Annotated in this window: 20 protein-coding genes; 13 read left to right on the top strand and 7 right to left on the bottom strand. The window is 73.4% G+C overall.

The features are described from left to right. The first annotated feature begins 43 nt into the window (after positions 1 to 43). Genes IEZ05_RS11810 through IEZ05_RS11800 form a run of 3 tightly spaced genes read left to right on the top strand, consistent with a single transcriptional unit; the run spans position 44 to position 3,349 of the window. Positions 44 to 1,426, top strand: coding sequence for a sensor histidine kinase (locus IEZ05_RS11810; protein WP_373298766.1), 1,383 nt, complete (start codon positions 44 to 46; stop codon positions 1,424 to 1,426). Then, positions 1,423 to 2,097 (top strand): response regulator, encoded by a 675-nt coding sequence (locus IEZ05_RS11805; protein ID WP_189230010.1) that lies wholly within the window; start codon positions 1,423 to 1,425, stop codon positions 2,095 to 2,097. Before IEZ05_RS11810 ends, IEZ05_RS11805 begins: the two co-directional genes overlap by 4 nt. Before the next feature lie 46 nt (positions 2,098 to 2,143). After that, positions 2,144 to 3,349 carry a cytochrome P450 gene (locus IEZ05_RS11800; protein ID WP_189230009.1) on the top strand — a complete coding sequence of 402 codons (1,206 nt, stop codon included), beginning with the start codon at positions 2,144 to 2,146 and terminating at the stop codon, positions 3,347 to 3,349. Between the two features lie 357 nt (positions 3,350 to 3,706). Here the strand turns inward: IEZ05_RS11800 and IEZ05_RS11795 are convergent, their stop codons facing one another. Continuing rightward, on the bottom strand, positions 3,707 to 5,323 hold the full coding sequence (locus IEZ05_RS11795) for an ABC transporter permease (RefSeq protein WP_189230008.1): 1,617 nt from the start codon (positions 5,321 to 5,323) through the stop codon (positions 3,707 to 3,709). Then, positions 5,320 to 6,228 (bottom strand): ABC transporter ATP-binding protein, encoded by a 909-nt coding sequence (locus tag IEZ05_RS11790; protein ID WP_189230007.1) that lies wholly within the window; start codon positions 6,226 to 6,228, stop codon positions 5,320 to 5,322. Before IEZ05_RS11790 ends, IEZ05_RS11795 begins: the two co-directional genes overlap by 4 nt. Positions 6,229 to 6,302: 74 nt before the next feature. Here IEZ05_RS11790 and IEZ05_RS11785 point away from each other — a divergent pair, with 74 nt between their 5' ends. After that, positions 6,303 to 6,806: a GbsR/MarR family transcriptional regulator gene (locus IEZ05_RS11785; RefSeq protein ID WP_189230006.1), complete on the top strand. Its 504-nt coding sequence runs from the start codon at positions 6,303 to 6,305 to the stop codon at positions 6,804 to 6,806. 380 nt (positions 6,807 to 7,186) lie between these two features. Here the strand turns inward: IEZ05_RS11785 and IEZ05_RS11780 are convergent, their stop codons facing one another. Beyond that, complete coding sequence (locus IEZ05_RS11780) at positions 7,187 to 8,071, bottom strand: diacylglycerol kinase family protein (RefSeq protein WP_189230005.1); 885 nt, start codon at positions 8,069 to 8,071, stop codon at positions 7,187 to 7,189. 185 nt (positions 8,072 to 8,256) lie between these two features. Between IEZ05_RS11780 and IEZ05_RS11775 the strand changes: the two genes are divergently transcribed. The 3 genes from IEZ05_RS11775 to IEZ05_RS11765 all read left to right on the top strand — a co-directional run bounded on the left by IEZ05_RS11775 (position 8,257) and on the right by IEZ05_RS11765 (position 10,210). Further along, positions 8,257 to 9,540: an adenylosuccinate synthase gene (locus IEZ05_RS11775; RefSeq protein WP_189230004.1), complete on the top strand. Its 1,284-nt coding sequence runs from the start codon at positions 8,257 to 8,259 to the stop codon at positions 9,538 to 9,540. A gap of 77 nt (positions 9,541 to 9,617) precedes the next feature. Further along, the gene (locus IEZ05_RS11770; protein ID WP_189230003.1) at positions 9,618 to 9,818 is read left to right on the top strand and encodes a hypothetical protein; all 201 of its coding nucleotides are present in this window, start codon (positions 9,618 to 9,620) and stop codon (positions 9,816 to 9,818) included. A gap of 101 nt (positions 9,819 to 9,919) precedes the next feature. Beyond that, positions 9,920 to 10,210, top strand: coding sequence for a hypothetical protein (locus tag IEZ05_RS11765; RefSeq protein ID WP_189230002.1), 291 nt, complete (start codon positions 9,920 to 9,922; stop codon positions 10,208 to 10,210). 15 nt (positions 10,211 to 10,225) lie between these two features. Here IEZ05_RS11765 and IEZ05_RS11760 read toward each other — a convergent pair whose 3' ends face one another. The 3 genes from IEZ05_RS11760 to IEZ05_RS11750 form a co-directional block, all read right to left on the bottom strand. Further along, positions 10,226 to 10,876, bottom strand: a complete 651-nt coding sequence (locus tag IEZ05_RS11760; RefSeq protein ID WP_189230001.1) for a hypothetical protein — start codon at positions 10,874 to 10,876, stop codon at positions 10,226 to 10,228. A gap of 142 nt (positions 10,877 to 11,018) precedes the next feature. Next, the gene (locus tag IEZ05_RS11755; protein ID WP_189230338.1) at positions 11,019 to 11,714 is read right to left on the bottom strand and encodes a GntR family transcriptional regulator; all 696 of its coding nucleotides are present in this window, start codon (positions 11,712 to 11,714) and stop codon (positions 11,019 to 11,021) included. Positions 11,715 to 11,830: 116 nt separating this feature from the next. Continuing rightward, positions 11,831 to 13,186: an aspartate aminotransferase family protein gene (locus IEZ05_RS11750; RefSeq protein WP_189230000.1), complete on the bottom strand. Its 1,356-nt coding sequence runs from the start codon at positions 13,184 to 13,186 to the stop codon at positions 11,831 to 11,833. A 165-nt stretch (positions 13,187 to 13,351) separates the two neighbouring features. On the opposite strand from IEZ05_RS11750, the gene IEZ05_RS11745 reads away from it, so the two are divergent. The 3 genes from IEZ05_RS11745 to IEZ05_RS11735 all read left to right on the top strand — a co-directional run bounded on the left by IEZ05_RS11745 (position 13,352) and on the right by IEZ05_RS11735 (position 16,589). After that, complete coding sequence (locus tag IEZ05_RS11745; protein WP_189229999.1) at positions 13,352 to 13,975, top strand: DJ-1/PfpI family protein; 624 nt, start codon at positions 13,352 to 13,354, stop codon at positions 13,973 to 13,975. Further along, complete coding sequence (locus IEZ05_RS11740; RefSeq protein WP_189229998.1) at positions 13,972 to 14,436, top strand: MarR family winged helix-turn-helix transcriptional regulator; 465 nt, start codon at positions 13,972 to 13,974, stop codon at positions 14,434 to 14,436. Before IEZ05_RS11745 ends, IEZ05_RS11740 begins: the two co-directional genes overlap by 4 nt. A 77-nt stretch (positions 14,437 to 14,513) precedes the next feature. Beyond that, a complete protein-coding gene (locus IEZ05_RS11735) occupies positions 14,514 to 16,589 on the top strand; it encodes a serine/threonine-protein kinase (protein WP_189229997.1) in 2,076 nt (691 codons plus the stop codon). Positions 16,590 to 17,094: 505 nt separating this feature from the next. Here IEZ05_RS11735 and IEZ05_RS11730 read toward each other — a convergent pair. Next, positions 17,095 to 17,847, bottom strand: a complete 753-nt coding sequence (locus IEZ05_RS11730; protein ID WP_189229996.1) for an SLATT domain-containing protein — start codon at positions 17,845 to 17,847, stop codon at positions 17,095 to 17,097. 275 nt (positions 17,848 to 18,122) lie between these two features. On the opposite strand from IEZ05_RS11730, the gene IEZ05_RS11725 reads away from it, so the two are divergent. Genes IEZ05_RS11725 through IEZ05_RS11715 form a run of 3 tightly spaced genes read left to right on the top strand, consistent with a single transcriptional unit; the run spans position 18,123 to position 19,775 of the window. Next, positions 18,123 to 18,464 (top strand): YbaB/EbfC family nucleoid-associated protein, encoded by a 342-nt coding sequence (locus IEZ05_RS11725; RefSeq protein ID WP_189229995.1) that lies wholly within the window; start codon positions 18,123 to 18,125, stop codon positions 18,462 to 18,464. A gap of 59 nt (positions 18,465 to 18,523) precedes the next feature. Continuing rightward, positions 18,524 to 19,123, top strand: coding sequence for a recombination mediator RecR (recR, locus tag IEZ05_RS11720; RefSeq protein ID WP_189229994.1), 600 nt, complete (start codon positions 18,524 to 18,526; stop codon positions 19,121 to 19,123). Beyond that, positions 19,116 to 19,775: a DUF5063 domain-containing protein gene (locus IEZ05_RS11715; protein ID WP_189229993.1), complete on the top strand. Its 660-nt coding sequence runs from the start codon at positions 19,116 to 19,118 to the stop codon at positions 19,773 to 19,775. Before recR ends, IEZ05_RS11715 begins: the two co-directional genes overlap by 8 nt. The last annotated feature ends 118 nt before the right edge of the window (positions 19,776 to 19,893 follow it).

The following is a 19,893-nucleotide window of genomic DNA, read 5'->3' as shown; positions in this document are numbered from 1 at the left end:
TCCCGTAGTACTTGAGACGGACGCCGCAGGACCCTTCTCACTGCTGACGACCGCGCCCCCGGCTGCGCCTACCGTTGCCAGGGTGACCGAGACGACTCAGACGCGGACCGCCCCCTCCGGGAGCGGCGGCACGCGCAGCCCGGAGTACCGGCTGGCCATGGACGCCCTGGGCGGACTGCGCCAGGACCTGTTCCACGACGCGTTCGCCTGCCGTCCGCTGCCGCTCATGGCGACGGACGGCCCGCTGACCCGCCGGCTCTCCGGAAAGCCGCGGTCCTACGCCGCCCGCCTGCCGCACGCGGTGGTGGTGACCCTCGCCGTGATCGCGTTGTTCGGCGGTTCCGTCGCCGCGGGCACCATGGGCGGGCCGGTGGCCCTGGTGAGCGGGCTGGTGTGTGCGGCGCCGGTGCTGGCCACGCTGGTCCGGCCGGTCGGCGCCTTCTGGATGTCGATGGCGGCGACACCGGTGGTCGCGATCCTGAGCGGCAGCCTGGGCGAATGGCCGTGGCAGCCCGGCGCCTTCCTCTGCCATCTGACGGTGCTGGTGATCGTGGCGATACGCACCCGGCCCCGCACGGCCGCGTGGATGTGGGCTCTCACCGCCGCCTACGCCTTCCTCGTGGAGACCCTGATCGGTGACGGCGAGTTCAACACCTCCGCGCCCATGCTGGTCCTGTCCGCCCTGGCCCTGCTGATGGTCGCCGTCCGGCACGTCCGCCGCGAGGCCCGGCAGGAGGTGACCGCGCAGCGCACGGTCACCGCGCACGAGCGGTCCCGGCGCACCCTGCTGGAGGAGCGCACCACCATCGCCCGCGAGCTGCACGACGTGGTCGCCCACCACATGTCGGTGGTCGCCATCCAGGCCGAGGCCGCGCCCTACCGGGTGGAGAACCCGCCCCCGGAGCTGGAGCGGGCCTTCGCCACCATCCGGGAGAACGCCGTGGCGGCGCTCACCGAGCTGCGCCGGGTCCTCGGTGTCGTCCGCGCCGAGGACTACGAGGCGCCGGACGCCCCGCAGCCCACGCTCGCCGACCTGGACGCGCTGCTCGCCAACGTGCGCGACGCGGGCCTCACCGTGGACAAGGCGGTGACCGGCGCGGTGCGCGAACTGCCGCCCGGCGTGGAGCTGTCGGCGTACCGGATCGTGCAGGAGGCGCTCAGCAACACCCTGCGGCACGCGCCCGGCGCCGCCGCACGCGTCGAGGTCTCCTACGTCCTGGGCGGCCTGGGCCTCAGGATCGTCAACGGCCCGATGCCCGAACCGTCCCTGGTCAAGCCCTCGCCCGGCGCCGGGCACGGCATCACCGGCATGCGGGAGCGGGTGTCGATGCTGAACGGCGAGATGACGGCCGGCCAGGCCGACGACGGCGGGTACGAGGTGGCGGTGTTCCTGCCGGTCACCACCGTGAGCGAAGGGGACGCATGACCGGCCGCACGATCCGGGTCCTGATCGCCGACGACCAGATGATGGTGCGCGAGGGCTTCTCGGTCCTGCTGAACGCGATGCCGGACATCGAGGTCGCCGGCGAGGCGGTCAACGGCCGGGACGCGGTCGAGAAGGTCCGCGAACTCGCCCCGGACGTCGTCCTGATGGACATCCGCATGCCCGAGCTGAACGGCATCGAGGCGACCCGGCAGATCATCGCCGCGGACGGCGCGGCGAAGGTGCTCGTGCTGACCACCTTCGACCTGGACGAGTACGTGTACCAGGCGCTGCGCGCGGGCGCCTCCGGCTTCCTCCTCAAGGACGCCTCCGCCCGCCAACTCGCCGACGGCGTGAGGGTGGTGGCCGCCGGTGAGGCACTCCTCGCCCCCTCGGTCACCAAGCGCCTGATCACCGAGTTCTCCAAGCTGTCCGACGGCCCCCGCCCGATGCCGTCGGCGCACGCGGCGTACGGCGATCTGACCGAGCGGGAGACGGAGGTGCTGGTGCTGATCGCGCAGGGCCTGTCCAACGCGGAGATCGCCGGGAACCTGGTGGTCGCCGAGTCGACGATCAAGACCCACGTCAGCCGGATCCTGGTGAAACTGGGCCTCAGGGACCGCACCCAGGCGGCGGTCTTCGCCTACGAGGCCCGCCTGGTGACGCCGGGCTGACCGGCGGCCCTGGTCAGTGGCGGTCCGGCCGCGCTAGCGTCCGGCCATGGCAGCCTTCGACCCGTGGGACGCGGACTTCGTCGCCGACCCCTACCCCGCCTTCGCCGAGCTGCGGGCCCGGGGACGCGTGCACTACTACGAGCCCACCGACCAGTGGCTGGTCCCGCACCACGCGGACGTCTCGGCGCTGCTGCGCGACCGCCGGCTGGGCCGCACCTACCTGCACCGCTTCACCCACGAGGACTTCGGCCGCACGCCGCCCCCGCCGGAACACGAGCCCTTCCACACGCTCAACGACCACGGCATGCTCGACCTGGAGCCGCCGGACCACACCCGTATCCGGCGACTGGTGTCCAAGGCGTTCACCCCGCGCACGGTGGAGCGGCTGCGGCCCTACGTGCACGGGCTGGCCGACGACCTGGTGGCCCGGCTGGTGGCGGCGGGCGGCGGCGACCTGCTGACGGACGTGGCCGAACCCCTGCCGGTCGCCGTGATCGCCGAGATGCTGGGCATCCCCGAGTCCGATCGTGCGCCCCTGCGCCCCTGGTCGGCGGACATCTGCGGCATGTACGAGCTGAACCCGTCCGAGGAGACGGCGGCGAAGGCGGTCCGCGCGTCGCTCGACTTCTCCGACTACCTGCGGAGACTGATCGCCGCCCGCCGCGAGGAGCCGGGCGACGACCTGGTCTCGGGACTGATCGCGGCGCACGACGAGGACGACGACCGCCTCACCGAGCAGGAGATGATCTCGACCTGCGTCCTGCTCCTGAACGCGGGCCACGAGGCCACGGTCAACGCGACGACCAACGGCTGGCTGGCCCTGTTCCGCAACCCGGACCAGCTGGCCGCCCTGCGCGCGGACCACTCGCTGATCCCCTCCGCCGTGGAGGAGCTGATGCGCTACGACACCCCGCTCCAGCTCTTCGAACGCTGGGTGCTGGACGACATCGAGATCGACGGGACGACGATCCCGCGCGGCGCGGAGGTCGCGATGCTGTTCGGCTCCGCCAACCACGACCCGGCCGTCTTCACCGCCCCGGACCGCCTGGACCTGACCCGCCGCGACAACCCCCACATCTCCTTCAGCGCGGGCATCCACTACTGCATCGGCGCCCCCTTGGCCCGCATCGAACTGGCGGCCTCGATGAACGCCCTGCTGAAGCAGGCCCCGGCGCTCACCCTGCCCGAGGAACCGAAGCGCAAGCCGAACTTCGTCATGCGCGGCTTGGAATCCCTGCACGTAACCGCATAACCCACCCCAGCGCCCCGGCGCCCAGCCGCCTCAGCGCCCCGGTTGCCCAGCCGCCCCGGTCGCCCCCGCCGCCCCGGGGCTCTGGCGCCGCGGCCACTCCGGCCACTCAGCCGCCCCGGCGCCCTGGCCGCCCGGCCGCCCGCCGCCCGGCCGCCCGGGCCACCCCAGCCGCGGGCAATCGTGCCGCAGGGCGGCACGGGTGGGCGCGGCGGCACCCGGCGAGCGCCGGCCCGCAGCCCCCCGCCCAGCTCCGACGGGCGGTCACGCCACGACAGGGGCACGGGTGGGCGCGGCGGCACCCGGCACCCGGCGAGCGCCGGCCCGCGCACCCACCCCCCGCCCAGCCCCGGCGGACGGTCACCCCACGACGTCCCGGCGCCGCAGACCCGCGAGCCCCACCGCCACCAGCACGCCCGCGATCAGCACCAGCACCAGCACCGGCGGCCAGCTCATCGCCCCACCCGGCACCTTCGGCAGATGCCCGAACGGCGACACATCCAGCACTGTCTGGGGCACGTCCAGCGCGGGCCCGACCCACCCGAGCAGCAGCACCGCCCCGGCGACCCCCCACGCCGCGACCGCCCCCCGCGGCAGCACCCCGTGCAGCAGCACCGCCGCCCCGCCGATCACCCACACCGCGGGCACCTGCACGAGACACGCCCCCAGGATCGCCCCGGCGTCCTTGCCGTACCCCACGGCGAAACCCAGCCCCGCGAGCAGCATGATCACGACCGCGCCGCCGAAGGCGATCACCAGGTGCCCGGCGGCCCACCGCAGCCGGCCCACGGCCCCCGCGAGCACCGGCTCCGCCCTCCCGGACGTCTCCTCGCCGCTGAGCCGCAGTACCGACGCCACCACGTACAGCGCGGCGATCAGCCCGAGCATCCCGACCATCGCCGACACGAACGCGTCCGTCAGCCCGGCCTGCCCGCCCATCCGCTCGATGACCGCGCGGGCCTGATCGTTGTCGCCGACCAGATCGGCCGCGCCCTCCGTCATCCCGCCGTAGACGACCCCGGCGAGGAGGAAGCCGACGCTCCAGCCGAGCACGCTGCCCCGCTGCAATCGCCAGGCCAGCGCGCCGGCCGTGCCCAGCCGGCCGTGGGCCGGGCCCGGCCGGGTCGGCAGGAAGCTCATGCCGAGGTCCCGCCGCCCGGCCAGCCCGTAGGCCACCACGCCCTGCGCCACGGCCGCGCCGGCGAGCAGCAGCAGCACCCACCACCGCTCGGCGGCGAAGGCCCGCAGGTCGGTCTGCCAGCCCAGCGGCGACAGCCACGTCAGGACAGACGAGCCGTCGTCCCTCGCCGAGTCGCCCGCCGCGCGCAGGACGAACGCCGCCCCGAGGACCCCCGCCGTCAGGCCCCGCGCCGGCCGCGCGCTCTCCGTCAGCTGGGCGACGATGGCCGCCATCGTGGCGAAGACCATCCCGACGCCCGCGACACCGAGCCCGAAGGCCACCGCCCCGGCCGGCCCCTGCCCGGCCAGCCCGGCGACCAGCAGGACCGCCAGGGCCCCGTTCGCGACCGCCGCCGTCAGCAGGGCCGCGGTCAGCGGGGCGCGGCGGCCGACCATTCCGGACGCGACGAGTTCCTGCCGGCCGCTCTCCTCCTCGTCGCGGGTGTGGCGGACGACGACCAGGAGGCTCATGACTGCCGCGAGGGCAGCGGCGTAGACGCCGACGCGCCAGGCCGTGAGGGCGCCGAGCGAGTCGCCGAAGACGGGGCCGACCATCGCGCGCAGGGAGGAGTTGGTCTCCATCTGCCGCATCAGGTCGGCACGTTCGGCCGCGGTGCCGTACAGGCCCTCGAGGGTGCCCGGCATGGACAGCACCATGAGCGCGTTCACCGCGACCCAGACGGGGATCATCACCCGGTCGCGGCGCAGGGCGAAGCGCAGCAGCGTGCCGGTGCCGGCCAGGTGGCGGGAGCCGCCGGTGCGGGCCGCGAAGGCCGTCGTCGTGGCCGTGGCGGTCATCGCGTCGCCACCTCCTCGGCGGCCCCGGCCTGGTAGTGCCGCAGGAACAGCTCCTCCAGCGTCGGCGGCGTCGACGTCAGCGACCGGACTCCGGACGCGCTCAGGGCCCTGAGCACCGCGTCCAGCTTGTCGGTGTCGACCTGGAGCCGCACCCGGCGGCCCTGGACGTCGAGGTCGTGCACCCCCGGCAGACGGGCCAGCCCGTTCGGGGCGCCCGCGAGTTCGGCGGTCACGCTGGTCCGGGTCAGATGGCGCAGGTCGGCGAGCGAGCCGCTCTCCACGGTCCGCCCCTTGCGGATGATGCTGACCCGGTCGCACAGCTCCTCGACCTCGCTGAGGATGTGGGAGGAGAGCAGGACCGTCCGGCCGCGCTCCCGTTCCTCGGCCACGCAGCGCTGGAAGACCTCCTCCATCAGCGGGTCGAGACCGCTGGTCGGCTCGTCGAGGATCAGCAGGTCCACGTCCGAGGCGAAGGCGGCGACCAGCGCGACCTTCTGCCGGTTGCCCTTGGAGTACGTCCGGCCCTTCTTGGTCGGGTCCAGCTCGAACCGCTCGACCAGTTCCGCCCGGCGCCGGGTGTCCAGGCCGCCGCGCAGCCGTCCGTAGAGGTCGATGACCTCGCCGCCGGAGAGGTTGCGCCACAGCGTCACGTCGCCGGGCACGTAGGCGATCCGGCGGTGCGCCTCCACGGCGTCGGCCCACGGATCCCGGCCGAGCACCTGGGCGGCGCCCGAGTCGGCGCGCAGCAGGCCGAGCAGGACGCGGATGGTGGTCGACTTGCCGGCTCCGTTCGGGCCGAGGAAGCCGTGGACCTCGCCGGCCTCGACGTCCAGGTCGAGGCCGTCCAGCGCGTGCGTCCGGCCGAACGACTTGTGGAGTCCGGAGACGCTGATTGCCTTCGTCATGGTTCGGAACGTACGCTTCTTTCAGAAATTTGTGAAGTTAAGAAACCGTCAAGGTTGTGAGAGATGATCGAACGATGACGGAAGAAGCGGATGCGAGAGGGCCGGGGCGTGATCCCGAGGCGGTGTCGAGGTTCGTGGAGGGTTTCGCCGCCCAACTCGTCGAGGCCGGGATGCAGCGCATGCCGGCCCGGGTGTTCGCCGCGCTGCTCGCCTCCGACTCCGGCTCCCTGACCTCCGCCGAACTCGGCGAACAGCTCCGGGTCAGCCCGGCCGCCGTCTCCGGGGCCGTCCGGTACCTCGCCCAGCAGCACATGGTGTCGCGGGAGCGGGAACCCGGCTCCCGGCGGGAGCGGTACCGGGTGCACAGCAACCAGTGGTACGAGGCGCTGACCAACCGGGAGGCCGTGATCAAACGGTGGGAAGGCGCCCTGCGCGAGGGCGTGAGCAGCCTCGGCGCCGGGACCCCGGCCGGCCGCCGCATGGCCGAGACGCTGGCCTTCTTCGAGTTCGTCGACGGCGAGATCGCGGCCATGATGGACCGCTGGCGCGAGCACCGCGAGAAGCTCTTCGGAGGCTAGCGCCTGGCCGGCGGATCAGGGCGCAGGAACGTCTGGGCACCTTGTCGGCGCCGGTGAGCGGCGTCCGGTGGGCCCGGCTGCCGGGCGAGGACGGTGTCAAAGGCGACGGGGGCCACCGCGTGAGCGCAGCCGAGCGCGTGCGTCCGCGGCATGGTCCGCCGGAGGGGCCTTGGGGCGCCTGAGCCACTCCGGAGGGCGGCGTCAACGCGAGGGGCCCCCGCGCGAGCGCAGCCGAACGCGCGCGTCTCCGCCGCAGGGGCTTGGGGCGGGCCGCCCCGGAGGGCGGCGTCCCTGAGCGCGATCGGAGGATGCCGGCCCCGCCCGCGACCGCGGGGACCGACCGCCCCGGGCACGGTCCCCGCAGGGCCACCGCCCGGCCCTCACCCCGGCAGCGTCAGTCCCCACGCCCCCTCGCGGGCCACCCATGTCCGCGTCCGTACCGGCCCCGACACCACCGCGTCCGCCCGGTACCGGTAGTGCGCCCCCGACACGGTCACCGTCCGCCCCGTCGCCGTCAGCGGCGACGCCTCCGCGCCGACCGACACCGGACGCACCTCCACCTCCGCCAGCCCACCGGCGCCCGGCAGGACCGACACCGCGTCGACCGGCTGGTCCAGGTCCACCAGCGTCACCCCGTCGACCTCCACCCGCAGCCGGGCCGGACCGGACGTGCCGGGGCCGGCGGTGATCCGGGCCGGCCGCGCGGGGGCCAGCGTCCGGACCAGGGACTGGCAGGTCCGCAGCCAGGGCCGGCCCGCCGCATGCGCCCCGCCCTCGGCGTCCGCGTCCGCGTCCTCGCGCACCGTGGCCGGCGGGATGCCCACCTCGCCCAGCACCACCCCGTCGCTGTCGTCGACGAGCAGGTCCAGCCGCCGTACCGCCCCGTCCAGCACCGCCCGCGCCGCCGCCACCGCGCCCGTCGGCAGCCCGAGCGACCGGGTGAGGCCGAGCACCGGTCCCACCGGCACCACCGACAGCGCACATTCGGCCAGCTCCCGCTGCCGGTGCAGCAGCGCGACGGCCCGCAGCAGCGCACGGTCGTCGCCGATCACGACGGGGCGCCGTGAACCCCGCCTCCGCAGGGCCCGCGCGAACTCCTCGGGGTCCTCCGGCAGGCACACCTTCGTGTGCGCCGCACCCGCGCCGAGCACGTCCTTCGCGATCCGGACGGACTCGCCGTCCGTCCGCCGGGCGACCGGATCGACGACCACCAGAAGCTGATCGGGCGTCGCGGATGATCTCGCGGAAGTCGCCACCTCGGCCATGCCTCGCTTCCTCGGGTAGCATCTTTGTGCAAGAGCCCCTTGCGCTATTGCGCCAGGGGCTTCGTCTATTCCGGGGCATCCGGTCCGACGGTTGGCGGCCAACGACGGCCGCGGTGCACGCGGTGGATCCCCTCCGCGTACGCCCTCGACCATGGACATGCCCCGCCCGGAAGGGGTGTACGCGCGTGCCCGCACTTGTGCTGCTCGGTGCTCAGTGGGGTGACGAAGGCAAGGGAAAGGCGACGGACCTGCTCGGTGGTTCCGTCGACTATGTGGTGCGCTACCAGGGCGGCAACAACGCCGGCCACACGGTAGTCGTGGGCGACCAGAAGTACGCCCTCCACCTGCTCCCTTCCGGAATCCTGTCTCCCGGCTGCACGCCGGTCATCGGTAACGGCGTCGTCGTCGACCCGTCGGTCCTGTTCTCCGAGCTGAGCGGGCTGAACGAGCGAGGCGTCGACACGTCCAAGCTCCTGATCAGCGGTAACGCGCACATCATCACGCCGTACAACGTGACCGTCGACAAGGTGACGGAACGCTTCCTCGGCAAGCGCAAGATCGGCACCACCGGTCGCGGCATCGGCCCGACCTACGCCGACAAGATCAACCGTGTCGGTATCCGCGTCCAGGACCTGTACGACGAGTCGATCCTCACCCAGAAGGTCGAGGCGGCGCTCGACGTCAAGAACCAGATGCTCACCAAGCTCTACAACCGGCGCGCGATCGCCGTCGACCAGGTGGTCGGGGAGCTGCTGGGGTACGCGGAGAAGCTCCGTCCGTACGTCGCCGACACGGTTCTGGTCCTCAACCAGGCCCTGGAGCAGGACAAGGTGGTCCTCTTCGAGGGCGGCCAGGGCACGCTGCTCGACATCGACCACGGCACGTATCCGTTCGTGACCTCGTCGAACCCGACCGCGGGCGGCGCCTGCACCGGCGCCGGCGTGGGCCCGACGAAGATCAGCCGCGTCATCGGCATCCTCAAGGCGTACACGACCCGCGTCGGCGCCGGCCCGTTCCCGACCGAGCTGTTCGACGAGGACGGCGAGGCCCTGCGCCGCATCGGCGGGGAGCGCGGCGTCACCACCGGCCGTGACCGCCGCTGCGGCTGGTTCGACGCGGTCATCGCCCGCTACGCCACCCGCGTGAACGGCCTGACCGACTTCTTCCTCACCAAGCTCGACGTCCTCACCGGCTGGGAGCAGATCCCGGTCTGCGTGGCCTACGAGATCGACGGCAAGCGCGTCGAGGAGCTGCCGTACTCGCAGTCCGACTTCCACCACGCGAAGCCGGTCTACGAGATGCTGCCGGGCTGGAACGAGGACATCAGCAAGGCGAAGACCTTCGCCGAGCTGCCGAAGAACGCCCAGGCGTACGTCAAGGCGCTGGAGGAGATGTCCGGCGCGCCGATCTCCGCGATCGGCGTGGGCCCGGGCCGGGACGAGACGATCGAGATCAACTCGTTCCTCTAGGCCCGCCGGGTTCTCCTGGCTGCCGTTCGGCCCTCCCGGCCGGGCGGCAGCCCACGGCACGGTGTGGGATCGGAGGCATGACCGACCGCGACCGTGCCGCCACCTGCCAGGGCCCGTACGGCTCCGAGGGCGACCCCGGGGACTGCGGCGACCCGGCCCGCTTCGAGGCAGCCCGGTACCGCCGGACGCCGCTGACGGTGTGCCCCGTGCATCTGGGACCGGCGCTGCTGCTGGCCGAAGGAGTGCTCTGGCCGCCGGAGATCCGCCTGATCCGCTGACCCGGCCCCCGTCGCGCCCCCGTCACCCGAGGGGGCACACGTCCTTCACCGGGCATAGGCTGAAGCTGTACACGGCGCGTCGGCAGGAGAAGGTGAGTGCGATGCGCGTGATGCTCAAGGCGACGCTGGACACGGAGAAGTCGAACGAGGCGCTCCGCAGCGGGAAGCTGCCCGAGCTGATCAGCCGGACGATGGAGCACCTCAAGCCGGAGGCCGCCTACTTCGGCCCCCTCAGCGGCAAGCGGACGGCCATCATGGTCTTCGACATGCAGGACAGCTCCGAACTGCCGCCCACCGGTGAGCCGTTCTTCCGGGAGCTGAACGCCGAGGTCGAGATCTGTCCGGTGATGAACCCGGAGGACCTGCAGAAGGGGCTCTCCCGGCTCGGCTGACCGGACGGGCGCCGGTCAGCTGAAGACGATCATCGACCCCTGGGCCAGGCTCCGCGTGGCCGCCGCGTGCAGCCCCAGCCACACGTGGCGCTCACGGGCGAAGGGGCTGGGATCGTACGGCGCCGCCACGGCCGGCTCCTCCAGCTCCGTCGGGCCGAGCGGCGGCTGCGGCGGGGCCGGCGGATTGGCCGGGTCGATACCGAGGGCCGGGGCGACGGCCTCCAGCTCCCGCAGCAGCGTGTGCGAGGAGCCCAAGGGACCGCCGTTGGCCAGGAGTTCGTCACTGGACAGCGGATGCGGGAAGTCGACCGGTACGTAGGCGCCCGCGTGGTCGTAGTGCCAGACCAGATGCGACTGCTGGGCCGTCGCCTCGAACATCTCCAGCAACTGCTCGTAGTCCCCGCCGAGTTCGTCCACCGGCGTCACCGGCAGCCCGCACACCTGGAGCAGGTACGCCCGGCGCAGGAAGTGCAGCGCGTCGTAGTCGAAACCGGCGACCGGGGCCACCTCGCCGGACAGGCCCGGCATGTACTGGTACACCGGCACCGGCGGCAGTCCGGCCTCGGCGAGCACCTTGTCGTATTGCGCGAGTTCCTCGGCGAACGGGTTGTCCGGCGTGTGGCACAGGATGTCGACGAGCGGGACCAGCCACAGGTCACAGGCCAAAAGAGGGCTCCTCACACAGCACGGTGGTCAAGAAAGCGTAGTCGGTGCGTGGTGCGTGCAGGTCCCATACCCATCTGGGGCCGGGCCACGACACGTCGGGCGTTGGTCATCGGCCTGTGCTCGTGCGCCGTCCGTCCGCCGCTCATCCCCCGGTGAGCCGCTCGATGAGGGCGAGGGAGTGGGCGTTGTACGCGTCGACGAGCGCCCGGGCGGCCGGGGCGTCGCGCCGGGCGAGGGCGTCGACCAGTTCGGTGTGCCCGGACCACAGGGCGCCGCGCAGGTCGCTGAGCCGGCGCAGGTGCTGCACCGTGCACACCCAGCTCTGCACGCGCAGCCGGTGCAGGAAGTCGGAGAGGTAGGGGTTGCCGAACAGGACGGCCAGTTCCCGCCAGTACCGCAGGTCGTAGCCGATGAGGACGGTGAGGTCACCGGCCACGGCGGCGCGCTGGGCCTCCTCGCCGCGCCGGCGCACCCCCGAGAGGGCGGCGACGAGCCGCTGGCCGTCGGGGAACCGTTGGCCCCGGTGGTCGTCGGCGAGGGCGACGAACATCCCGTCGGTGACGAGGCTGCGGGCCTCGACCATGCCGCGGAAATCGGCGACGGAGTACTCGTGCACGCGGAAGCCGCGGTGGTGGTCGGTGTCCAGGAGCCCCTGCGCGGACAGGTCGACCAGGGCCTCGCGCACGGGCGTCGCGGACACCCCGTACTGCTCGGCGATCTCCTTGACGGTGAACTCCTGCCCGGGCCGGAGCCGTCCGGCCAGCACCTCGTCGCGGAGCGCGTCGGCGATCTGGCGCCGCAGGGTGCTGCGCGTCACGGCGCCGCTGGGGCCGGGCATGGTCGGGCGTTCTCCTCGTCGGGTGCGGGCGGCGTGCTCGTACACCTGGTCGGCGTGTACGAGCACGTCACCTTACGCGCCCGGGGCGCCCCCGGGGCCGGTCGGCCGACGGGGGTCTACTCCGTGTACTCGTCCGCCACGGACAGTGCCGTGTCCAGCGCCGCCAGGCCCTCCTTGAGCTCCGCCTCGCTGACGTTGCACGGCGGCACCACGTGGGTCCGGTTCATGTTCACGAACGGCCACACGCCGTGGGCCTTGGCGGAGGCGGCGAACGCGGCCATCGGGGTGTTGTCCTGCCCGGTCGCGTTGTACGGCACCAGCGGCTCCCGGGTCTCCCGGTTCATCACCAGCTCCAGCGCCCAGAACATGCCGGTGCCGCGCACGTCGCCGACGCTCGGGTGGCGCTCGGCCAGCTCCCGCAGCGCGGGCCCGACGACCTCGGCTCCGAGCCGGGCCGCGTGCTCGACGATGCCCTCCTCGGCCATCACGCCGATCGTGGCGACGGCGGCGGCGCAGGCCAGCGGGTGCCCGGAGTACGTCAGCCCGCCCGGGTAGGGCCGCTCGGCGAACGTCTCGGCGATCTTCGCGGAGATCGCGACACCGCCCAGCGGGACATAGCCCGAGTTCACGCCCTTGGCGAAGGTCAGCAGGTCCGGCACGACGTCGTACAGGTCCGCGGCGAACCACGAGCCGGTGCGCCCGAAGCCGGCCATGACCTCGTCCAGGACGAAGACGATCCCGTACTTGTCGCAGATCTCGCGGACCCCGGCCAGGTAACCGGCCGGCGGCATCATGATCCCCGCCGTGCCCGGGATCGTCTCCAGGATGACCGCGGCGACGGTCCCCGGCCCCTCGAAGACGATCGTCGACTCCAGGTGCTCCAGGGCCCGCGCGCACTCCTGCTCCTCGGTCTCGGCGTAGAAGCGCGAGCGGTACAGGAAGGGCGCCCAGAAGTGCACGACACCGGCCGTGCCGCTGTCCGAGGCCCAGCGGCGCGGGTCGCCGGTGAGGTTGATCGCCTGCTGGGTGCCGCCGTGGTACGAGCGGTACGCCGACAGCACCTTCGGCCGCCCGGTGTGCAGCCGCGCCATGCGCACGGCGTGCTCGACGGCGTCGGCACCGCCGTTGGTGAAGAAGATCTTGTCCAGGTCGCCGGGCGTCCGCTCGGCGATCAGCCGCGCCGCCTCCGAGCGCGCCTCGACGGCGAACGCGGGCGCGAACGTCGTCATCCGCGCGGCCTGCTCCTGGATCGCGGCGACGACCTTGGGGTGCTGGTAACCGATGTTGGTGTAGACGAGTCCGCTGGCGAGGTCGAGGTAGCGCTTGCCGTCGTAGTCCCAGAAGTACGACCCTTCGGCGCCCGCGACGGCGAGCGGGTCGATGAGCTCCTGCGCGGACCAGGAGTGGAAGACGTGCGCACGGTCCGCGGCCTTCACGGCGGCGCCGGCCTGGGGATGGGGCTGAGGGGTCATGCGGCCGAGGGTAGATGTCCGCGATGCGGAAACGGAATCGGCGTCCTGTATGGGGTCGGGGGCTTTCCACGACAGGTTGTCGACACCGCGGGGACCGGCCTCTATTGACAGCATGCTGTCGAAATGACAGCCTTCTGTCATAAGAGCCTGCTCCGAGGAGGAGTCATGAACGGCACCACGAACGGCACCCGCAAGCCCGTCCACCTCGCCGTGTACGACACCCTCGCCGACTGGGAGACCGGCCACACCACGGCGTACCTGGCCCGCGGCGGGTACGAGGTGCGCACCGTCGGCCCCACCACCTCCCCCGTCACGAGCATCGGCGGCCTGCGCGTCCAGCCCGACCTGGCGCTGGCCGGCCTGCGCCCCGAGGACAGCTCCCTGCTGATCCTCCCGGGCGCCGACCTGTGGGACACAGCGGATGATCTCGCCCCCTTCGCCCGCGCCGCCCGCGCCTTCCTGGACGCCGGCGTGCCCGTCGCCGCCATCTGCGGCGCCACCGCCGGACTCGCCCGCGAGGGCCTGCTCGACGACCGCGCCCACACCAGCGCCGTCTCCTTCTATCTGGCGGCCACCGGCTACGCGGGCGGCGCGCGGTACGTCGAGGCCGACGCGGTCACCGACGGCGGCCTGATCACCGCCGGTCCCACCGAGCCGGTCGCCTTCGCCCGCGAGGTCCTCGGCCTGCTCGGCGTGTACGAGGGCGAGGTGCTCGACGCCTGGTACCGGCTGTTCCACGACTCCGACCCGACCGCGTACGCCGTACTGGAGAAGGCGGGCGCCGCGTGAGCCGCCGGCGGCAGGACCTGCTCAGCCGCAGCGCCCTCGGCGTCTTCCGGCTCAACGGCCAGTTCCTCGCCGTCGCCGAGGAGCTGGCCGGCCCCGCCGGACTCACCGCCGCCCGGTGGCAGGTGCTCGGCGCGGTGCTGCGCGAGCCGCTGCCCGTCTCCGGTGTCGCGCGCGTCATGGGCATCACGCGGCAGAGCGTGCAGCGCATCGCCGACCTGCTGGTGGACGGCGGCCTCGCCGAGTACCGGCCCAACCCGGCCCACCGCCGCGCCAAACTCCTCGCGCCCACCGACGCGGGCCGCGCGGCCGTCTCCCGGATAGATCCCGGCCACGCGGCCCTCGCGGACCGGCTGGCCGAGGCGTACGGGGGAGAGGCGGAACTGGCGACGGCGGTCGAGGTCCTCGAACGCCTGTCGAAGGCACTGGAAGTGCTCGAGGGCCCTGCTGTTACGGAAACGTAGACAAGGCCGCCTCTCCCCGGGCCCACCCCGCACTATCCTCGGGATGTTGCTCACGTGCGGGGGGAAGGCGGCGCAACATGCACAAGCTCGGGGGCGGGGACCCGCAGCACATCGGGTCCTACCGGCTGCTGGGGCGGCTCGGCGCAGGCGGCATGGGGCAGGTCTACCTCGCCCGGTCGGACCGGGGACGCACCGTCGCCGTCAAGCTGGTGCGCGAGGAACTGGCCGCGCAGGAGGAGTTCCGCCAGCGGTTCCGCCAGGAGGTCGAGTCCGCGCGCCGGGTCGGCGGGTACTGGACGGCGCCCGTGCTGGACGCCGACACCGAGGCCGCCGTGCCGTGGGTCGCCACCGGGTACGTCGCCGGGCCCAGCCTCCAGCAGGTCGTCGGGCACGACCACGGTGCCCTCCCGGAACGCTCGGTACAGACCCTGGCGGCCGGGCTCGCGCACGCCCTGCAGGACATCCACGCCGCCGGGATCGTGCACCGCGACCTCAAGCCGTCCAACGTGCTCGTCACCATCGACGGCCCCCGCGTGATCGACTTCGGCATCGCGCGGGCCCTGGAGACGGTGACCGACGGCGGACTCACCCGCACCGGCGCGCTCGTGGGCTCGCCCGGCTTCATGGCGCCCGAGCAGGTGCGCGGCGACCGGATCACGCCCGCCTGCGACGTCTTCTGCCTCGGCTCGGTCCTCGCCTACGCCGCCACCGGCGACCTGCCCTTCGGCACCGCCAACAGCGGCGTGCACGCGCTGATGTTCCGCATCGCGCAGGAGGAACCCGACCTGGAGGGCGTGCCCGAGGGCATCGCCGACCTGGTCCGCGACTGCCTGAAGAAGGACCCGGCGGCGCGTCCCTCCCTCGCCGAGGTGCTGGAGCGCACGGGCGCGCAGGACACCGTCACGGAGGGCCGCTCCAGGGAACCCTGGCTGCCCAGCGCCCTGGTGGCCCAGCTCGGCCGCCACGCGGTACGGCTGCTGGACACGGAGAACCCGGAGGACGCGGGGGCATCGGTTCCGCCGGCCCCGGTCCCACCGGCGCCGGGGACGCCGCCACCGTTCCCTCCGGCGTCGGGGCTGCCTGCTGCCGGGGGTCCTGCCGCCGTGGGCTCCGCAGCGGCGGGATCCGCCGCCGCCGGGCCGGACTCCGGCCGCCCGGGGCGGACGCCCTCGCCGGACCCCGGCGACGCGGCTCCGGACCGGAACCCCGGCGACCCTGATCCGGGCGTGGCCGGGAATCCGGGGCCCCCGCCCCCGCGGCAGCCGGGCAGCGGTGCGCCGACGAACCACCTCCCCACGCTGGTCGCGGGCGGCCCGGGCGGCCCGGGCGCCCCTGCGCCCCCGCCCACCAGCCCCGCGCCCGCACACGGCCACCCGCAACAGCACCCCTCTCACCCGCCTGCGCACGGCTACGCCCCGGCACCGGCCTGGGTCCAGCCGCCCGGAGCGCAGGGGGCGCCGCCACCGCAGTACCACCCGTACGGCGGTCTCGGCTCGACCCCGCCCTACGGGCCGCCGCCCGGCGGCACCCCGCCGTACGGGCCGCCCCCGCCCTACGGGCCGGTCCGGGAACCGTCCCGAAGAGGCCGCTCCACCGCGCTGCTGGTCGCCGTCGCCCTGGTCGTCGCGCTCGGCGCGGGCGGCTCGGTCTACGCGCTGATGAGCGGCGGCAAGGAGGACGACGGGGCCGGCGGCGACCCGGCGACCTCGTCGGCCGCCCCCGAGACCCCGGGCACCGACACGTCCGGGCCGGCCCCGACGAACGGCACGTCGAGCGCGCCGGAGTCCCCGTCCTCCCCGGACGGCACGATCCCCGCCGCGTACCTGGGCACGTGGGCCACGACCATCGACAACGCCTCCGGTGTGCACAGTCGCCGGCTGACCATCCAGCAGGGGGAGGTCGGCGACACGGTCATGTCCCTCGTCGCCGACGGCCCCGCCGGCAACAGCACCTACCACTGCGTCTTCGAGGCCGACCTGACCACCGACCCGGGCACGGACGGCCCCCTGCGCCTGGGCCCCTCCACGGTGACGACGGGCCCGGCCTCCTCCTGCACCCCGGGGGAACCCACCGAGGTCACGCTCCTGCCCGACGGCACCCTCACCCGCACGAACACGACAACAGGAGAAACCCTGAACTACACCCGCCAGTAAGCCGCCGCAGCAACGCTCCCCAGCTGGGACCGCCCCACCGCCGCAGCCGCGGGCACCTCGCCCTCGCCGTCACGGCTGCGGGCAGCCGCCCCACACCCCCGCAGGCCGCGCCCGGCAACCCACCGCAGCTACGGGCAGTCGTGCCCCCGTAGCTGCGGGCCCCGCCCTCGCCGCCGTAGCGGTGGGCCGCTGCCCGTGCCGCCGCAGCTGCGGGCAGTCGTGCCGCCGTAGTGGTGGGCCGTCGCCGCCGTAGCTGCGGGCCCCGCCCTCGCCGCCGTAGCGGTGGGCCGCTGCCCATGCCACCGCAGCTGCGGGCAGTCGTGCCGCTGGGGCGGCACGGGTGGGCGCAGCGGCACCCCGCCGGCGCGGGCCCACGCGACCCACCTGCTCAGCCTCAGCGCCGGGCACCCCGTCGGCATGGGGTCACCGACCCACCACCCGGCCCGCACCAGCACGCGGGCACAGCCGAACGCCGGACCACGCGACCACCCTCACCCCCGCCGGCTCACCTCGGCTCCGGCGGCCGCTGCCGAGGCATGTTCGGCCGAGCCCCGTTCGACGCCACGGAGAACCTCCCCGGCACCCCCGCCCCCACGTCCGACCGCCCCCCGCCGCCCCCCACCGACTGAAGCCCCAACGGCGCCGACCCGGACCGGAAGTCCACCATCCAGTCCGCCGTCTCCGCCCGCACCAGCTCCGTCACGTCCTCGGAGAACCTCCGCAGCACCCCCAGACACCGCTCGGCCGCCTCGCTCGCCGTCCCGTCCGCAGGCCCCAGCACCTCCCGGACGCTCTCCGACGCCCAGTCGAACTGCAGCGCCTGCAACCGCCGCTGCACCGCCTGCGCCGTCGCCACGTCCCGCATCCACCCGGCGGTCATCCCGAAGTACCGGTCCCCGGCCACGCACGCCACCCCGAGCAGCAGCGCGAGATACCCCCAGGGCCCGACCCCGCCCGCGACCCCCGTCATGTCCAGCAACGGCAGCACCGCCCCGGCGAGCGCCCCCACCGCGGCCCCGCCCCGCAGCAGCCGTGCTCCCCGCCGCTTCCACACCCGGTCCGCGAGATACCAGGCCGCCGTCTCCAGCGCGCCCCGCTCCACCCACCGGTACAGCTCGTCCAGCCGCTCGGCGGGCAGCGCCCAGTCGCCGAGCGGGAGCGCCCGTCCGGTCAGGTCGCCCGGACACGGCCCGGCCGCCCCCTCGCCGTGCGGTCCGTCCTGCGGCGGCCCCTCGGGCTGCATCTCCGGCTGACCCACCCGGCACTCCCTACTGCTCACCGTCCGTGAAGACCTCGCGGCGCTCGTGTGACACGCGAGGCTGACGCGCCGGACCCTTCCTACCGCCCAATGGGTGGCGAAGACCCGGCTTTGCCCTCTTGTCCGCCCGGAAGAGGTCCTTGATCAGGTATAGGGCGCCCGCTCGACTCACTCGAAAGAGTGCTGGGGCGAGGGCCGCCCGGACCACGTAGGCTCGTGCCGAACGGGAAAAACCCGCCGCGACAGCGCGGCGACAGCGGTGACAGGAGCTGAACGTGATCCCCGGTGGTGGCCAGCCCAACATGCAGCAGCTGCTCCAGCAGGCGCAGAAGATGCAGCAGGACCTCGCGAGGGCGCAGGAGGAACTGGCGCAGACGGAGGTCGACGGACAGGCGGGCGGCGGCCTGGTGAGGGCCACCGTCACGGGTTCCGGCGAGCTGCGCGGCCTCAGGATCGACCCGAAGGCGGTGGACCCGGAGGACACCGAGACCCTCGCCGACCTGATCGTGGCCGCCGTGCAGGCGGCCAACGAGAACGCGAAGAGCCTCCAGGAGCAGAAGCTGGGCCCCCTCGCCCAGGGTCTGGGCGGCAGCGGCATCCCCGGTCTGCCTTTCTAAGACGGGCCGGGGCCCTCTACCGTACGTAGTGAAGGAACCTCAGGAAGGACGGCAGTCCGTTGTACGAAGGCGTGGTCCAGGACCTCATCGACGAACTGGGGCGGCTGCCCGGCGTCGGTCCCAAGAGCGCGCAGCGGATCGCCTTCCACATCCTCCAGGCGGAACCGACCGACGTACGGCGCCTCGCCCAGGCCCTCATGGAAGTGAAGGCCAAGGTCCGCTTCTGCGCGACCTGCGGCAACGTCGCGCAGGAGGAGCAGTGCGGCATCTGCCGCGACCCGCGCCGTGATCCTGCCGTCATCTGCGTGGTGGAGGAACCGAAGGACGTCGTCGCCATCGAGCGCACCCGCGAGTTCCGCGGCCGGTACCACGTGCTCGGCGGCGCGATCAGCCCCATCGACGGGGTGGGCCCCGACGACCTGCGCATCCGTGAACTGCTCGCCCGCCTCGCGGACGGCACGGTCACGGAGCTCATCCTGGCCACGGACCCGAATCTGGAGGGCGAGGCCACGGCCACGTATCTCGCCCGCATGATCAAGCCCATGGGCCTCAAGGTCACCCGCCTGGCCAGCGGCCTCCCGGTGGGCGGCGACCTGGAATACGCGGACGAGGTGACCCTCGGCCGCGCCTTCGAGGGGAGACGACTCCTAGATGTCTGACGCCACGCTGCACGCGACCAACCAGAACCCCGACGACTTCGCGGTCCAGATCGCCGACCAGATCGAGAGCTTCCTGGTCGCGGTCACGGAGGTGGCCAAGGGCGACGAACCGGACTCGGCCGTCCCCTTCCTTCTCCTCGAGGTCTCCCAGCTCATGCTGGCCGGCGGACGCCTGGGCGCCCACGAGGACATCGTCCCGGACGAGCGCTACGAGCCCGACCCGGGCCCGGAGCTGGACGTGGACGACCTCCGCGAGAACCTGGCCCGCCTCCTGGAGCCGATCGACGTCTACTCCGAGGTCTTCGACCCCTACGAGCCGCGCAAGGCCCCGGTCCCGGCCCGTATCTCGGACGACCTCACCGACGTCATCACCGACCTCCGCCACGGCATGGCCCACTACAAGGCGGGCCGCACCACGGAGGCGCTGTGGTGGTGGCAGTTCTCCTACTTCTCCAACTGGGGTTCCACGGCGTCGGCGACCCTGCGCGCCCTCCAGTCGGTCGTCGCCCACGTCCGGCTGAACCAGCCGCTCGAGGAACTGGACGGCCTCGACACCGACCAGGACCTCGGTGACGACGCCCTGGAGCGGGAGGCCGGCCGGGTCATGGTGCAGGAGATCGCGGGCCCGCTGGGCCTGCGCCCGGTCACGTAGCCCCCGCTTGTGAACGTGTGACTCACCGCACTTTTCCGAGTGACCCGCCTCCACCTGGGCATGAGCCTGCCTGGACGGACCGGAGGTCTCACCATGCGATACCGCAGGGGGGAATTTC

This window comes from Streptomyces flaveolus (assembly GCF_014648815.1).
Lineage (GTDB): Bacteria > Actinomycetota > Actinomycetes > Streptomycetales > Streptomycetaceae > Streptomyces > Streptomyces flaveolus.
The sequence above is the reverse complement of the archived record's forward strand: the minus strand, read 5'-3'. Positions and strand labels throughout refer to the sequence as shown.

Excerpts from the sequence above, each read along its gene's own strand:
- IEZ05_RS11750 (WP_189230000.1), bottom strand. The coding sequence starts at position 13,186 with ATGACCCCTCAGCCCCATCCCCAGGCCGGCGCCGCCGTGAAGGCCGCG.
- IEZ05_RS11780 (WP_189230005.1), bottom strand. The coding sequence starts at position 8,071 with ATGGCCGAGGTGGCGACTTCCGCGAGATCATCCGCGACGCCCGATCAG.
- IEZ05_RS11765 (WP_189230002.1), top strand. The coding sequence starts at position 9,920 with ATGCGCGTGATGCTCAAGGCGACGCTGGACACGGAGAAGTCGAACGAG.
- IEZ05_RS11800 (WP_189230009.1), top strand. The coding sequence starts at position 2,144 with ATGGCAGCCTTCGACCCGTGGGACGCGGACTTCGTCGCCGACCCCTAC.
- IEZ05_RS11755 (WP_189230338.1), bottom strand. The coding sequence starts at position 11,714 with ATGCCCGGCCCCAGCGGCGCCGTGACGCGCAGCACCCTGCGGCGCCAG.
- IEZ05_RS11785 (WP_189230006.1), top strand. The coding sequence starts at position 6,303 with ATGACGGAAGAAGCGGATGCGAGAGGGCCGGGGCGTGATCCCGAGGCG.
- IEZ05_RS11745 (WP_189229999.1), top strand. The coding sequence starts at position 13,352 with ATGAACGGCACCACGAACGGCACCCGCAAGCCCGTCCACCTCGCCGTG.
- IEZ05_RS11795 (WP_189230008.1), bottom strand. The coding sequence starts at position 5,323 with ATGACCGCCACGGCCACGACGACGGCCTTCGCGGCCCGCACCGGCGGC.
- IEZ05_RS11770 (WP_189230003.1), top strand. The coding sequence starts at position 9,618 with ATGACCGACCGCGACCGTGCCGCCACCTGCCAGGGCCCGTACGGCTCC.
- IEZ05_RS11735 (WP_189229997.1), top strand. The coding sequence starts at position 14,514 with ATGCACAAGCTCGGGGGCGGGGACCCGCAGCACATCGGGTCCTACCGG.
- IEZ05_RS11790 (WP_189230007.1), bottom strand. The coding sequence starts at position 6,228 with ATGACGAAGGCAATCAGCGTCTCCGGACTCCACAAGTCGTTCGGCCGG.
- IEZ05_RS11715 (WP_189229993.1), top strand. The coding sequence starts at position 19,116 with ATGTCTGACGCCACGCTGCACGCGACCAACCAGAACCCCGACGACTTC.
- IEZ05_RS11805 (WP_189230010.1), top strand. The coding sequence starts at position 1,423 with ATGACCGGCCGCACGATCCGGGTCCTGATCGCCGACGACCAGATGATG.